This is a genomic window from Streptomyces sp. V1I1 (assembly GCF_030817355.1).
Lineage (GTDB): Bacteria > Actinomycetota > Actinomycetes > Streptomycetales > Streptomycetaceae > Streptomyces.
In genome coordinates this window covers 1,968,926-1,983,111 of sequence record NZ_JAUSZH010000001.1, presented here as the reverse complement: position 1 = coordinate 1,983,111, position 14,186 = coordinate 1,968,926, and the positions used below count along the sequence as shown (strand labels likewise).

The following is a 14,186-nucleotide window of genomic DNA, read 5'->3' as shown; positions in this document are numbered from 1 at the left end:
TCACCGTACATATGTTGATTCAATCAATATTGACAGTGATCGTGTCAAGCATGGACAGTCGGATCAAGTTCAGGGAGGACACCATGCAGAGCACCGGAACCACCGCACCCGTCGACGTACCGCGCGGACTCGCGGGCGTCGTTGTCACCGACACCGAGCTGGGTGACGTCAGAGGGCGCGAGGGCTTCTACCACTACCGCCAGTACTCGGCCGTCGAACTCGCCGAGAAGCGCGGCTTCGAGGACGTATGGCATCTGATGTTCTATGGCGAGCTGCCGGACGCGGCGCAGCGTGCGGCCTTCGTGGAGTACACCGCGTCCCTGCGTCATCTGCCCGACGACGTCCGCGCCGCACTGCCCGCCATAGCCCGCTCGTGCGCGCTGTCCGGGCCGCTCGCCGGACTGCGCACCGCGCTCTCCCTGCTGGGAGCTTCCGCGGGGCTGCGCCCGGTGTACGACCTCGACACCGACCGTCGACGGACGGACGCGCTCGCCGCGTGTGCGACGGTGCCGACGCTGCTCACCGCGCTGTACCGGCTGGGCCAGGGACTGGAGCCGGTCGAACCGCGTGACGACCTGTCGTACGCCGCCAACTACCTCTACATGCTGACCGGTTCCGAGCCGGAACCGGCGCGGGCTCGGGCGATCGAGCAGTACCTCGTCTCCACCGTCGACCACGGCTTCAACGCCTCGACCTTCACGGCCCGCGTGATCACCTCCACCGGAGCCGATGTGGCCGCCTGTCTGGTGGGAGCGATCGGCGCGCTCTCGGGTCCCCTGCACGGCGGCGCCCCGAGCCGGGCCCTCGACACCCTCGATGCGATCGGCACGCCGGAACGCATCGACCCCTGGATCAGGGAACGGGTCCTGGCGGGGGAGCGGATCATGGGCTTCGGCCATCCCGTCTACCGCACCGAGGACCCGCGCTCGCGGATGCTGCGGGGGATCGCCGAGAGCTTCGGCGAACCGCTGGTGGAGTTCGCGGTCCAGGTGGAGGCGCGCGTCGAGGCGATCCTCGCCGAACTCAAGCCGGGCCGCGAGCTGCACACCAATGTGGAGTTCTACGCCGGGGTGGTCATGGAGCTGTGCGGGCTGCCGCGTGAGATGTTCACGCCCACGTTCTGTGCGGCCAGGGTCGTCGGCTGGAGTGCCAATATCCTTGAGCAGGCGGCGGACTCGAAGATCATCCGCCCGGCGGCCCGCTATGTCGGACCGCCGCCGCCCCAGCCCGTGCCGGCAGTGTCCTGACCCATACCGCGGCCCGGCACCGCTTGGCGGTACCGGGCCTGGGTGCTTTGCGACGGGCGTACGGCGACGCTCCTATGTCGCCGGACGCGCGGCCGTGATCACAGCGTCCATGATCTCGACCAGCCTTCGTTCGTTGCTGCCTTCCGGCAGGTCCAGCTTTCGTCCGCGTGAGACTTCCCAAAAGCGCCTGAACGGCTCGCTGGCCTGCAAGCCCCGCGCGTGGACCATGAGTTCCTCGTCCGTGTATCGGTTCCAGTCGTACGCGAGGACGAAGTGGCCGTAGATGAGGTTGGCATAGAGGTGCTGTCGGCCCTCCTCAACGGAGACGTCCGGGTAGTCGTTCCATACGGCGGCAAGGTCGGGATCGTCCATGGCCATCCGCATCAGCTCTATGTGCAGGGAGCGCATGCTTGCTTCCGCGTTGCGGTGCAACGCCTCCCGGGAACGCGTCAGCTCGTCACGCTGGTCTGCCAGTTCCCTGCGCTGCATCCGCAGTTCCTGGTACTGAAGCAGGAGGGCCACCAACAGGCTGAGGAACGCCAGGCCGGAGAAGATTGCGTTCGCGCCGCCGAAGTAGTCACCAACCTGGCCGCGGGTGGCGGCCTCGGCTGTTCCGCCCTCCTGACTCTCGACGGTCTGTATGAGCCAGCTACTGACCATGATCGCGGCCAAGGCGATGAGGGCTGTCGCGCCCACCCCGGCGGTGACCCATAACGCGAGTCGTAAGGCCCAGCCTGCCCGGGCTGACTGTGCGGTCATTGTGTCCTCCCACGAGGGTACGGACTCTCAGACTTACCCCCGCGCCACCACCATGACGCCGTGCGGATGCCCGCTCCGGACGCTCCGCGCCACCGCAGCTAATATCGGCGGTCATGGTGAGCAAACCCGTACCCGTCATCGTTCTCGCGGGCTTTCTGGGATCCGGCAAGACCACCCTGCTCAACCATCTCCTACGGCGCAATGGCGGCAACCGCATCGGCGTGATTGTCAATGACTTCGGCTCCATCGAGATCGACTCCATGACAGTCGCCGGCCAGGTCGGCTCCACCGTCTCGCTCGGCAACGGCTGTCTGTGCTGCGCCGTCGACGCGAGCGAGCTGGACGGCTATCTGGAGCTGCTCACCCGGCCCGCCGCCTGTATTGACATCATCGTCATCGAGGCGAGCGGGCTCGCCGAGCCGCAGGAACTCCTGCGGATGCTGCTGGCCAGCGACAATCCGCGGATTGTGTACGGGGGGCTGGTCGAGGTCGTCGACGCCGCCGAGTTCGTCGCGACGCGCTCTCGGCACCCGGAGATCGAGCGGCATCTCGCGATCGCCGATCTGGTCGTCCTGAACAAGACGGACCGGGTGGGGGAGACGGGTCTCGACCGGGTGCTCGGGACGCTCGGTGAGCTCAGCGGTGCTGCGCCTGTCATCCCCGCGGTGTACGGCCGGGTCGACCACGAAGTGCTCTTCGACCCGGCCGCCAGGCCCGAGCGCGAGAAGGTACGCCAGCTCTCCTTCGAGGACCTCTACGACCACGACGACGATCATGATCACGCGGGGCATCTGCACAGCGCGTACGACAGCGTGGGCTTCACAGCGCAGGAACCCATGAACCCGCGCCGACTGATGGACTTCCTCGACTCCCGGCCCGAAGGGCTGTACAGGATCAAGGGTTTCGTCGACTTCGGCACGGCCGACCCGCGCAACCGGTATGCCGTCCACACGGTCGGCCGGTTTCTGCGCTTCTACCCCGAGCCCTGGCCGCGCGGGGCGGAACGCCTCACTCAGTTGGTGCTCATCGGCTCCGGCGTCGACGCGGACAAGCTGCGCGAAGGGCTGGACGAGTGCCGGACGGCAGGACCGCAGGACGCCCCCGATGAGCACAGCATGTGGGGCGTCCTGCGGTTCGTACAGGAAGAAGAAGCCGCGGGCTAGCCCGCCGGCCCCGCCAGCACCGCCACCGGCGATGTCAGCGGCGTGCCCGAACCGTCGCGGCGCGGGTCGATCTCCGGCAGCTCGGCCGGTGCGCCGTTCCTCTGCGCCGCCCGCGCCGGAGCCGCGCCCGCCCAGGCCAGTACAAGCACGTCCTCGCCCTTGAGGAACCGCTGGCAGCGCACCCCGCCCGTGGCCCGCCCCTTGCGGGGGTACTGGTCGAAGGGCGTCAGCTTCGCCGTCATCACCGAGTCGTCCAGCGTGCCGTGCGAGCCGGCGACCGTGAACACCACCGCGTCCCCGGCCGGATCCACCGCCGCGAACGAGATCACCTCGGCGCCGTCCGCCAGCTTGATGCCGGCCATACCGCCCGCCGCCCGGCCCTGCGGCCGCACCTGCGAGGCCGGGTAACGCAGCAACTGCGCGTCGGAGGTGATGAAGACCAGGTCCTCGTCGCCCGTACGCAGCTCGGCACCGCCGACGACCCGGTCGCCGTCCCTGAGGGAGATGACCTCCAACTCGTCCTTGTTCGCCGGGTAGTCGGGCACCACACGCTTGACGACACCCTGCAGGGTGCCGAGCGCCAGGCCCGGCGAGGACTCGTCGAGCGTGGTGAGGCAGACGATCCGCTCGTCCGCCTCCAGCGACAGGAACTCCGAGACCGGCGCCCCGCCCGAGAGGTTGGGCGACGAAGCCGTGTCCGGCAGCTGGGGCAGATCGATCACCGAGATCCGCAGCAGCCGCCCGGCCGACGTCACCGCGCCCACGTCGCCGCGCTGCGTCGCGGGCACCGCGGAGACGATCACATCGTGCTTGGCGCGTCTGCCGCCCTCGTCCACCGGCGGCTCGCCCGTGGCCGTACGGGCCAGCAGACCCGTCGAGGACATCAGCACCCGGCACGGGTCGTCCGCGACCTCGAGTGCCACCGCGGCGATCGGCGTGCTCGCCGACTCCAGCAGCACGGTGCGCCGCTCGGTGCCGAACTTCTTCGCCACCGCGGCCAGTTCGCCCGAGACCAGCTTGCGCAGCTCGGCGTCCGAGTCCAGGATCCCGGTCAGCTCGTCGATCTCGCCGTTCAGCCGGTCGCGCTCGCTCTCCAGCTCGATGCGGTCGAACTTGGTCAGCCGGCGCAGCGGGGTGTCCAGGATGTACTGGGTCTGGATGTCGCTGAGCGAGAAGTGCTCGATCAGCCGCTCCTTCGCCTGCGCGGAGTTCTCGCTCGACCGGATGAGGCGGATGACCTCGTCGATGTCGATCAGCGCGACGAGCAGGCCCTCGACCAGGTGCAGCCGGTCGCGCCGCTTGGTCCGCCGGAACTCGCTGCGCCGGCGCACGACCTCGAAGCGGTGGTCGAGGTAGACCTCGAGCAGTTCCTTGAGCCCCAGCGTGAGCGGCTGCCCGTCCACCAGCGCCACGTTGTTGATGCCGAAGGACTCCTCCATCGGCGTCAGCTTGTAGAGCTGCTCCAGCACGGCCTCCGGAATGAAGCCGTTCTTGACCTCGATGACCAGACGCAGACCGTGCGAGCGGTCGGTGAGGTCCTTGACGTCCGCGATGCCCTGGAGCTTCTTCGACGAGACCAGGTCCTTGATCTTCGCGATCACCTTCTCCGGGCCGACGGTGAAGGGCAGTTCCGTGACGACCAGGCCCTTGCGGCGCGCCGTGACGTCCTCCACGGAGACCGTCGCGCGGATCTTGAAGGTGCCGCGCCCCGTTTCGTACGCATCCTTGATGCCTGCCAGGCCCACGATCCGGCCGCCGGTCGGCAGGTCGGGCCCGGGGACGAGGCGCATCAGCGTCTCGAGGTCCGCGCCCGGGTGCTTGATCAGATGGCGGGCGGCGGCGATGACCTCGCCCAGATTGTGCGGCGGCATGTTCGTCGCCATGCCGACCGCGATCCCGGACGCGCCGTTGACCAGCAGATTCGGGTAGGCGGCGGGGAGAGCGACGGGCTCGCGCTCCTGGCCGTCGTAGTTCGACTGGAAGTCGACGGTGTCCTCGTCGATCGACTCGGTCATCAGTGACGTCGCGTCGGCCATCCGGCACTCGGTGTACCGCATGGCGGCCGGGGGGTCGTCATTGCCGAGCGAGCCGAAGTTGCCGTGCCCGTCGACCAGCGGCAGGCGCATCGAGAACGGCTGCGCCATCCGCACCAGGGCGTCGTAGATCGACGCGTCACCGTGCGGGTGCAACTTACCCATGACCTCGCCGACGACACGGGCGCACTTCACATAGCCCCGGTCGGGGCGCAGGCCCATCTCGTTCATCTGGTAGACGATCCGGCGGTGCACCGGCTTCATGCCGTCACGTGCGTCCGGCAGGGCCCGGGAGTAGATCACCGAGTACGCGTACTCGAGGAAGGAGCCCTGCATTTCGTCCACCACGTCGATGTCGAGGATCCTCTCCTCGAAATCGTCCGGCGGCGGGGTCTTCGTGCTGCGGCGGGCCATCGCGGCTGCTGCTCCTTCGCGTACCAGGTCTGGAACTGACGCCGACCATTGTGGACCGTCCCACTGACAACGCCGACCGCGACCCGGGAACTTCGCCAGGTGTCAGCGCGCTTGCATACAGTGGCAGGACTTCTCCATATCGCGATCGAAGGGACGTACATGCCCATGGGTCACACGGCCACAGCGCAGGCCGGTTCCGGCGGCCTGACAGCGACTGAGCACCGGCTGGCCAACGGCCTGCGCGTGGTGCTCTCCGAGGACCACCTGACCCCGGTCGCCGCTGTCTGCCTCTGGTACGACGTCGGCTCACGCCACGAGGTCAAGGGCCGTACCGGCCTCGCCCACCTCTTCGAGCACCTGATGTTCCAGGGCTCGGGCCAGGTGAAGGGGAACGGCCACTTCGAGCTGGTGCAGGGCGCCGGTGGCTCGCTGAACGGCACCACCAGCTTCGAGCGCACCAACTACTTCGAGACGATGCCCACACACCAGCTGGAGCTGGCGCTCTGGCTGGAAGCCGACCGGATGGGCTCGCTGCTCGCCGCGCTCGACGACGAGTCGATGGAGAACCAGCGCGACGTCGTCAAGAACGAGCGCCGCCAGCGGTACGACAACGTTCCGTACGGCACGGCCTTCGAGAAGATGACCGCCCTCGCCTACCCCGAGGGCCACCCGTACCACCACACGCCGATCGGTTCGATGGCCGACCTGGACGCGGCGACCCTCGAGGACGCCCGCACCTTCTTCCGCACGTACTACGCGCCGAACAACGCCGTGCTGTCGGTCGTCGGCGACATCGACCCGGAGCAGACGCTCGCCTGGATCGAGAAGTACTTCGGCTCCATCCCGGCCCATGACGGAAAGCAGCCGCCCCGTGACGGATCGCTGCCCCAGATCATCGGCGAGCAGCTGCGCGAGGAGGTTGTCGAGGAGGTCCCGGCCCGTGCGCTGATGGCCGCCTACCGGCTGCCCCACGACGGCACGCGCGAGTGCGACGCCGCCGATCTGGCGCTGACCGTCCTCGGCGGTGGCGAGTCGTCCCGGCTGCACAACCGTCTGGTGCGCCGTGACCAGACGGCTGTCGCGGCCGGCTTCGGCCTGCTGCGGCTGGCCGGCGCGCCCTCGCTCGGCTGGCTGGACGTCAAGACGTCCGGCGGCGTCGAGGTTCCGCAGATCGAGGCCGCGGTCGACGAGGAGCTCGCGCGGTTCGCCGCCGAGGGCCCCACGCCCGAGGAGATGGAGCGCGCGCAGGCCCAGTTGGAGCGCGAGTGGCTGGACCGGCTGGGTACCGTCGCTGGCCGCGCCGACGAACTGTGCCGGTACGCAGTGCTGTTCGGTGACCCGCAGCTCGCGCTGACCGCCGTGCAGCGGGTGCTGGACGTCACCGCCGAGGAGGTGCAGGCGGTCGCCAAGGCCCGGCTGCGCCCGGACAACAGGGCAGTGCTGGTCTACGAGCCCATCTCGGCCGACGACGGCGAGGGCGACGACAGCGACGAGACCGACGAGCACGAGGGGACCGACCAGTGAGCGACGCTGCCGTGACCATGCAGTTCAACCCGCAGCCGGCCGCGGGAGAGGCCCGGCCCTGGGCGTTCCCCGCCCCCGAGCGCGGCACGCTGGACAACGGGCTGACGGTGCTGCGCTGCCACCGTCCCGGCCAGCAGGTGGTGGCCGTCGAGATCTGCCTCGACGCGCCGCTGGACGCCGAGCCGGAGGGCCTCGACGGCGTCGCCACGATCATGGCGCGCGCCCTGTCGGAGGGAACCGACAAGCACTCCGCGGAGGAGTTCGCGGCCGAGCTGGAGCGCTGCGGAGCGACGCTCGACTCGCACGCCGACCACCCCGGCGTCCGCGTCTCCCTGGAGGTCCCGGTCTCCCGGCTGCCCAAGGCGCTCGGCCTGCTCGCCGAGGCGCTGCGCGCACCCGCCTTCGCGGACAGCGAGGTGGAGCGGCTCGTACGCAACCGTCTCGACGAGATCCCGCACGAGACGGCCAATCCGGGCCGCCGTGCCGCCAAGGAGCTCTCCAAGCAGCTCTTTCCGGCCTCCCTGCGCATGTCGCGCCCCCGTCAGGGCACGGAGGAGACCGTGGCCCGGATCGACTCCGCGGCCGTGCGGGGCTTCTACGAGGCGCATGTGCGGCCCGCCACGGCCACCGCGGTGATCGTCGGCGACCTCACCGGGGTGGACCTGGACGCCGTGCTGGCGGACACCCTCGGCACCTGGAAGGGCGACAGTGCCACGCCCCGTCCCGTACCGCCGATCACGGCCGACGACACGGGCCGCGTGGTCATCGTGGACCGGCCGGGCGCCGTGCAGACGCAGCTGCTGATCGGCCGCATCGGGGCGGACCGGCACGACCGCGTCTGGCCCGCGCAGGTGCTCGGCGCGTACTGCCTGGGCGGCACCCTCACCTCCCGTCTGGACCGCGTGCTGCGCGAGGAGAAGGGCTACACCTACGGCGTACGGGCCTTCGGCCAGGTGCTGCGGTCCGCCCCCGACGGGTCGGGCGCCGCGATGCTCGCCATCAGCGGCTCGGTGGACACCCCCAACACCGGACCGGCGCTGGAGGACCTCTGGAAGGTGCTGCGTACGCTGGCGGCCGAGGGGCTCACCGACGCCGAGCGGGATGTCGCCGTGCAGAACCTGGTGGGCGTCGCCCCGCTGAAGTTCGAGACGGCGGCGTCCGTCGCGGGCACGCTAGCCGATCAGGTCGAGCAGTCCCTCCCGGACGACTACCAGGCGCAGTTGTACGTAAGGCTGGCCGAGACCGGCACCGTGGAGGCGACGGCCGCGGCCGTCAACGCCTTCCCCGTGGACCGGCTTGTCACGGTGCTCGTCGGCGACCCCTCGCAGATCGAGGAGCCGGTCAGGGCACTGGGCATCGGTGAAGTGACCGTTGTCACGGGCTGATTGACCGCAAGACGATCGGTCATACCTGGCAAGCAACTTAAAACAGACAAGCGGAACCCCGGCCTCCAAAGCGACGCCGGGGTTCTGTCTTATGCCCGGTTTGTTGGAGAGGCTGCCTGTCTGCCCTGTGGCATGCACTACAAAAGGGCCTGTCTGTTTGGTGAATGAAAGATGCCCCGCCTAGCGTCGGTCCGGCTGTCCGCCAGTTGCCCGCCGCACCCGCGGCATCGGACAGTCATCGCCGAGTCCCCGTCAGGCGCGAGCCTGGGGAGCCGGGGACCCACTCAGTCCCTGGGGTGAATCGGACGCCTTCGCACCCGTGCGGAGGGGCCCGTAGGAGACCTTCCTGCTCCGAACCCGTCAGCTAACCCGGTAGGCGAGAAGGAAGGAAAGGATCAGCCACTACATGGCGTTCACCCGTGCCACCGGGAAGCACCGTGCCCCGAGCCGCCTGACGCGCAAGAGCGCGAGCATGGCGGGCGTCGCGGCCCTTGCCACCACCGGCGTCATCGGAACCCTCGCTTCCCCGGCGCTCGCCGCCGAGCCCGGTGCCACCGCGGTCGAGGACACCGGCCTGACTCAGATCGTGGCCGCCGACTCGCTCGCCGACCAGATCGCCGACCAGGCCGCCGCCCAGAAGCAGGAGGCCGCCGAGGCCGCCGCCAAGGCGAAGGCCGAGGCTGAGGCCAAGCGCAAGGCCGAGGCCCGCGCCAAGGCTGCCCGCGAGGCCAAGGAGCGCGCCGCCCGCGAGGCCGAGCGCAAGCGCCTCAACTCCTTCGTCTCGCCGATCTCCGGCTCGTACGTCTCCACCGGCTACAAGACCGGCGGCGCCATCTGGTCTTCCGGCAGCCACACAGGCATCGACTTCCACGCGGCGTCCGGTACCACCGTGCACGCGGTCGGCTCCGGCACCGTCGTCGAGGCCGGCTGGGGCGGCGCATACGGCAACAACGTCGTGATCAAGATGAACGACGGCTCGTACACGCAGTACGGCCATCTCTCGTCGATCAGCGTCTCGGTGGGTCAGAGCGTCACCCCTGGCCAGCGGATCGGCCTCTCCGGAGCGACCGGCAACACCACACTGGGGCGCACCTCCACTTCGAGGCCCGCACCAGCGCGGAGTACGGCTCCGACATCAACCCGGTCGCGTACCTGCGCGCGCACGGCGTCGGCGTCTGAGCGACACCCGAGCGGACGAAGGCCCCGGCCGCCGCCGGGGCCTTCGGCGTTCGGTCCTCTGGCCAAAAGATATCCATGAATTTCCAGGTGCCATCGGAAAATCCGGCTCACTGCAATAGAGTCACCGAACAGGCGTCAATCGGCTGCGTTTCGCGCGGATTAAAGCGGAGGTTCGGTCATGCGCATTCCCGCGCACTCGGTATGCACGGCGATCCGCGACGACATCGTCTCCGGTGTATTCGAGCGCGGCAGCCGGCTCACTGAGGAGCAGCTGGCGCGCCGCTACGGCGTCTCCCGGGTCCCCGTGCGCGAGGCCCTGCGCACGCTGGAGTCCGAGGGCTTCGTCACCACCCGCCGCCACGCCGGCGCCTGCGTAGCCGAGCCCACCGAGCAGGAGGCGGCCGACCTGCTGGAGGTCCGGATGCTGCTGGAGCCGCTGGGCGCTGCTCGGGCCGCCCAGCGCCGTACGGAAGCCCACCTCAAAGTCCTGCGCGGTCTGGTCAGACTGGGGCAGGAGCGGGCCCGCCGCGGCCAGGGCGAGGATCTGCGCTCGCTGGGCGGCTGGTTCCACGAGACGCTCGCCCAGGCCTCCGGCAGCCCCGGCCTGACCGCCCTGCTCACCCAGCTGCGGCACAAGATCACCTGGATGTACGCCGTCGACCAGCCCGCCAAGCCCATCGAGTCCTGGGCCGAGCACGGCGCGATCGTGGACGCCGTGGCGCGCGGCGATGTGGAACGGGCGCGGGCGCTGACCGCCCTGCACGCGGAGCGGGCCACGGCCGCGCACCGGCTGCGCCGTCCCGAGCGGGTGAGGACTTCGCAACATGCCGTAAACACCGCGAGCGCCCGCAATTAACAGCCGCACCGTATACAAAGAGAAGATATTCGCGGGGCGGCTTTTATGCTGCCCGAATTCATGGTGCCCGGACCGCGAAAAAGTGGAGCCACGGTCTCCCGAATTCGGGATGCCGTGGCTCCGTCGTCGAGCAATTCGACTGGCAGGTTCAGACGGTCTCGGGAAGCTCTTCGAGCCCCTCGGCGACCAGCTTGGCCAGACGGTCCAGGGCGGCGTCGGCGCCGTCCGCGTCGGAAGCGAGCACGATCTCCTCGCCGCCATGAGCGCCCAGGCCGAGCACCGCGAGCATGGAGGCGGCATTGACCGGGTTGCCGTCAGCCTTGGCGATCGTCAACGGGACGCCGGCGGCCGTGGCGGCACGGACGAAGATGGAAGCGGGGCGGGCGTGAAGGCCCTCGGCCCAGCCGACATTGACGCGGCGCTCAGCCATGGTGTTGCCCTTCAAGTCTTAGCGGTTGTCTAGACCAGTCTCTCATGCGTTGCGGCGTGCTCGCACCGGCCTTCGGCCCGGGAGCGGCCGCCGATCGGATCTCCTCAGACTGCCCGCGGCCAACGGCCGCCGCTACTGGTGGGTGAGCCTTACGCTTTCGGCATGCAGACCGAGCCGGACCACGCCTACCCCGATCACTGGGAAGCAGACGTGGTGCTGCGCGACGGCGGCACCGCACGCATCAGGCCCATCACCACCGAGGATGCCGAGCGCCTGGTCAGCTTCTACGAACAGGTCTCGGACGAGTCGAAGTACTACCGCTTCTTCGCGCCCTATCCACGGCTGTCCGCCAAGGACGTCCACCGCTTCACCCACCACGACTACGTGGACCGGGTGGGTCTCGCGGTCACGGTAGGCGGCGAATTCATCGCGACTGTCCGCTACGACCGGATCAACGCGCAGGGCCGCCCCGCGAGTGCCCCTGCCGACGAGGCCGAGGTCGCCTTCCTCGTGCAGGACGCCCACCAGGGGCGCGGGGTCGCGTCCGCGCTGCTCGAACACATCGCGGCGGTCGCCCGCGAGCGCGGGATCCGGCGCTTCGCCGCCGAGGTGCTGCCGGCCAACAACAAAATGATCAAGGTGTTCCGGGATGCCGGCTACACCCAGAAGCGCAGCTTCGAGGACGGCTCCGTCCATCTGACCCTCGACCTGGAGCCGACCGCAGAGTCCCTCGCCGTGCAGCGCGGACGCGAGCAGCGCGCGGAGGCCCGCTCCGTGCAGCGCCTCCTCGCGCCCGGATCGGTCGCCGTCATCGGCACCGGCCGCGCGCCGGGCGGTGTGGGCCGCACCGTGCTGCGCAACCTCCTCGATGCCGGGTACACCGGGCGTACGTATGCGGTGAACCGTGCCTTTCCCGAGGGGCAGCGGGAAGTGGACGGCGTCCCCGCCTTCCGCTCCGTGGGCGAGATCGGGGAGCCGGTCGACCTCGCTGTCGTTGCCGTCCCCGCCGAACGGGTGCCGGAAGCGGTCGCCGACTGCGGCGAGCACGGCGTCCAGGGTCTGGTCGTCCTCACCGCCGGATATGCCGAGAGCGGCGCGGCCGGGCGGGAGCGCCAGCGCGAACTGGTGCGGCAGGCCCGCTCGTACGGCATGCGCATCATCGGCCCGAACTCCTTCGGCATCATCAGCACGTCGGACACCGTCCGCCTCAACGCCTCCCTCGCGCCTGAGTCGCCGGCGCCGGGCCGCATAGGCCTGTTCACCCAGTCCGGCGCGATCGGCATCGCCCTGCTGTCGGGCCTGCACCGGCGCGGCGCGGGCCTGTCCTCCTTCATCTCCTCGGGCAACCGCGCGGACGTGTCCGGCAATGACTTTCTGCAGTACTGGTACGAGGACCCGGACACCGATGTCGTCCTGCTGTACCTCGAATCGATCGGCAACCCGCGCAAGTTCACCCGCCTCGCGCGGCGTACGGCGGCGGTGAAGCCGGTCGTCGTGGTCAAGGGCGCCCGCCACAGCGGCAGCGAGCCGCCCGGGCACGCGGTGCCGGTGACCCGGATCCCGGACGCCACAGTCGGGGCCCTGCTGCGCCAGGCGGGCGTGATCCGCGTCGACACGGTCACCGAACTCGTCGACGCGGGCCTGCTGCTGGCGGGTCAGCCGCTGCCGGCCGGGCCGCGGGTGGCGATCCTCGGCAACTCCGAGTCCCTCGGACTCCTCACCTACGACGCCTGTCTCGCGGAGGGCCTGCGCCCGCTGTCGCCGCGCGACCTCACGACGGCGGCCACCCCGGCGGACTTCCGGGCCGCGCTCGCCGAAGCGCTGACCGGCGATGGGTGCGACGCCGTCGTGGTGACGGCGATCCCGTGGGTGGGCGAGAACGGCGTCACGGAATCGGGTGACGGCGAGGTCCTGGCGGCGGCCCTGCGCGACGCGGCGGCGACGGCTCCGGCAAAGCCCGTGGCGGTGGTCCACGTGGAAATCGGTGGCCTGGCGGAGGCGCTGGCAGCGGCCACGAGCACACGTACGAGCACGCGCCCGGCACCGGCCACCACCACGCCCCCGGCAGCAGCCACGAGCACGCGCCCGGCACCGGCCATGAGCACGGCCCCGGCTGCGGCCACGAGCATCCGCGCGGGCACGGCCCCGGCGACCGACGGTCCGGACTCCGGCGCCGGCCACAAGGCGCCGGAAGCTGCTACGCGGCCCGCAGCCACCCCCCGCCGTCCCCCGGGGCAGAGCGCGTCCCCCGTGTCCGCTGCCGCGCGCTATGGGGCCCCGGCCCCCGAGACCGCCCCGCACGACTACCGCATCCCCGCCTACCCCGCCGCCGAGCGCGCCGTCCGCGCGCTCTCCGAGGCGGTGAAGTACGCCCAGTGGCGCCGGCACGCCGCCGAGCCCGGCAAGGTCCCCGAGTACGAGGACATCGACGAGCCCGGCGCCGCCGCCCAGATCGACGCGCTGCTCGGCGAGCACGCCGACCCCCGCGGCATCACCCTCGCCCCCGACGCCGCCCATGAGCTCCTCCGCCGCTACGGCATCTCCGTACGGCCGACCCTCCCCGCCCCCGGCCCCGACGACGCGGCGCAAGCCGCCGCCCGCCTCGGCTATCCCGTCGCCCTCAAGACCACCGCCCCGCACCTCCGCCACCGCGCCGACCTCGGCGGCGTACGGCTCGATCTGGCCGACGAGGTCCAACTGCGGCAGGCATACCGCGAGTTGACCGAGGTCCTCGGCAAGCCCGAGGAGCTGCAGCCCGTCGTGCAGGCCATGGCCCCCCGCGGCGTCGACACCGTCGTCCGCGCCGCCATCGATCCCGCCGTCGGCGCCGTGCTCTCCTTCGGGCTCGCCGGCGCCCCATCCGAGCTGCTCGGCGACACCGCCCACCGGCTCGTCCCCGCCACCGACCGCGACGCGGCCGAGCTGATCAGGACCATCCGGACCGCGCCCCTCCTCTTCGGTTGGCGCGGCTCCGCGCCCGTCGACACTCCGGCTCTCGAAGAGCTGCTGCTACGGGTGTCACGACTGGTCGACGACCACCCGGAAGTGGTCGCAGTGAGCCTCGAACCGGTCGTCGTCGCTCAGCGCGGCCTCTCCGTGCTCGGCGCGTCCGTCCGCCTCGCGCCACCCCGCGCCCGCACCGACCTCGGCCCCCGGCGACTCCCCAGCTACTGAGCGCTCACCGCCCCCGCGGCCC

Annotated in this window: 9 protein-coding genes, 1 pseudogene and 1 riboswitch; of the genes and pseudogenes, 7 read left to right on the top strand and 3 right to left on the bottom strand. The window is 70.4% G+C overall.

Annotation, left to right across the window (positions count from 1 at the left end; genetic code table 11):
- Positions 1 to 50 precede the first annotated feature (50 nt).
- Positions 51 to 1,247, top strand: coding sequence for a citrate synthase (locus QFZ67_RS09550; protein WP_373429974.1), 1,197 nt, complete (start codon positions 51 to 53; stop codon positions 1,245 to 1,247).
- A gap of 72 nt (positions 1,248 to 1,319) precedes the next feature.
- Here the strand turns inward: QFZ67_RS09550 and QFZ67_RS09545 are convergent, their stop codons facing one another.
- The gene (locus QFZ67_RS09545) at positions 1,320 to 2,006 is read right to left on the bottom strand and encodes a DUF6082 family protein (RefSeq protein ID WP_307660665.1); all 687 of its coding nucleotides are present in this window, start codon (positions 2,004 to 2,006) and stop codon (positions 1,320 to 1,322) included.
- 113 nt (positions 2,007 to 2,119) lie between these two features.
- On the opposite strand from QFZ67_RS09545, the gene QFZ67_RS09540 reads away from it, so the two are divergent.
- Positions 2,120 to 3,169: a GTP-binding protein gene (locus QFZ67_RS09540; RefSeq protein ID WP_307660664.1), complete on the top strand. Its 1,050-nt coding sequence runs from the start codon at positions 2,120 to 2,122 to the stop codon at positions 3,167 to 3,169.
- Here the strand turns inward: QFZ67_RS09540 and QFZ67_RS09535 are convergent.
- Positions 3,166 to 5,616 (bottom strand): DNA topoisomerase (ATP-hydrolyzing) subunit A, encoded by a 2,451-nt coding sequence (locus tag QFZ67_RS09535; RefSeq protein ID WP_307660663.1) that lies wholly within the window; start codon positions 5,614 to 5,616, stop codon positions 3,166 to 3,168. The genes QFZ67_RS09540 and QFZ67_RS09535 overlap by 4 nt on opposite strands.
- Before the next feature lie 159 nt (positions 5,617 to 5,775).
- On the opposite strand from QFZ67_RS09535, the gene QFZ67_RS09530 reads away from it, so the two are divergent.
- From QFZ67_RS09530 to QFZ67_RS09515, 4 genes and pseudogenes are all read left to right on the top strand, one after another.
- On the top strand, positions 5,776 to 7,140 hold the full coding sequence (locus QFZ67_RS09530) for a pitrilysin family protein (RefSeq protein WP_307660662.1): 1,365 nt from the start codon (positions 5,776 to 5,778) through the stop codon (positions 7,138 to 7,140).
- Positions 7,141 to 7,157: 17 nt separating this feature from the next.
- Entirely contained in the window at positions 7,158 to 8,525 is a 1,368-nt protein-coding gene (locus tag QFZ67_RS09525; protein WP_373430215.1) for a M16 family metallopeptidase, read from the top strand.
- Between the two features lie 229 nt (positions 8,526 to 8,754).
- A riboswitch (cyclic di-AMP (ydaO/yuaA leader) is annotated at positions 8,755 to 8,919 on the top strand.
- Positions 8,920 to 8,931: 12 nt separating this feature from the next.
- Positions 8,932 to 9,704, top strand: a pseudogene (locus tag QFZ67_RS09520) (M23 family metallopeptidase).
- A 178-nt stretch (positions 9,705 to 9,882) separates the two neighbouring features.
- The gene (locus tag QFZ67_RS09515) at positions 9,883 to 10,560 is read left to right on the top strand and encodes a GntR family transcriptional regulator (RefSeq protein ID WP_307660660.1); all 678 of its coding nucleotides are present in this window, start codon (positions 9,883 to 9,885) and stop codon (positions 10,558 to 10,560) included.
- Between the two features lie 148 nt (positions 10,561 to 10,708).
- On the opposite strand, the gene QFZ67_RS09510 is transcribed toward QFZ67_RS09515, so the two are convergent.
- The gene (locus tag QFZ67_RS09510) at positions 10,709 to 10,990 is read right to left on the bottom strand and encodes an HPr family phosphocarrier protein (protein WP_307660659.1); all 282 of its coding nucleotides are present in this window, start codon (positions 10,988 to 10,990) and stop codon (positions 10,709 to 10,711) included.
- A 162-nt stretch (positions 10,991 to 11,152) separates the two neighbouring features.
- Between QFZ67_RS09510 and QFZ67_RS09505 the strand changes: the two genes are divergently transcribed.
- Positions 11,153 to 14,164, top strand: a complete 3,012-nt coding sequence (locus QFZ67_RS09505; RefSeq protein WP_307660658.1) for a GNAT family N-acetyltransferase — start codon at positions 11,153 to 11,155, stop codon at positions 14,162 to 14,164.
- Positions 14,165 to 14,186: the final 22 nt, after the last annotated feature.

Coding starts and splice junctions, on each gene's coding strand:
- QFZ67_RS09510 (WP_307660659.1), bottom strand. CDS start 10,990: ATGGCTGAGCGCCGCGTCAATGTCGGCTGGGCCGAGGGCCTTCACGCC.
- QFZ67_RS09540 (WP_307660664.1), top strand. CDS start 2,120: ATGGTGAGCAAACCCGTACCCGTCATCGTTCTCGCGGGCTTTCTGGGA.
- QFZ67_RS09535 (WP_307660663.1), bottom strand. CDS start 5,616: ATGGCCCGCCGCAGCACGAAGACCCCGCCGCCGGACGATTTCGAGGAG.
- QFZ67_RS09505 (WP_307660658.1), top strand. CDS start 11,153: ATGCAGACCGAGCCGGACCACGCCTACCCCGATCACTGGGAAGCAGAC.
- QFZ67_RS09530 (WP_307660662.1), top strand. CDS start 5,776: ATGCCCATGGGTCACACGGCCACAGCGCAGGCCGGTTCCGGCGGCCTG.
- QFZ67_RS09515 (WP_307660660.1), top strand. CDS start 9,883: ATGCGCATTCCCGCGCACTCGGTATGCACGGCGATCCGCGACGACATC.
- QFZ67_RS09550 (WP_373429974.1), top strand. CDS start 51: ATGGACAGTCGGATCAAGTTCAGGGAGGACACCATGCAGAGCACCGGA.
- QFZ67_RS09525 (WP_373430215.1), top strand. CDS start 7,158: ATGCAGTTCAACCCGCAGCCGGCCGCGGGAGAGGCCCGGCCCTGGGCG.
- QFZ67_RS09545 (WP_307660665.1), bottom strand. CDS start 2,006: ATGACCGCACAGTCAGCCCGGGCAGGCTGGGCCTTACGACTCGCGTTA.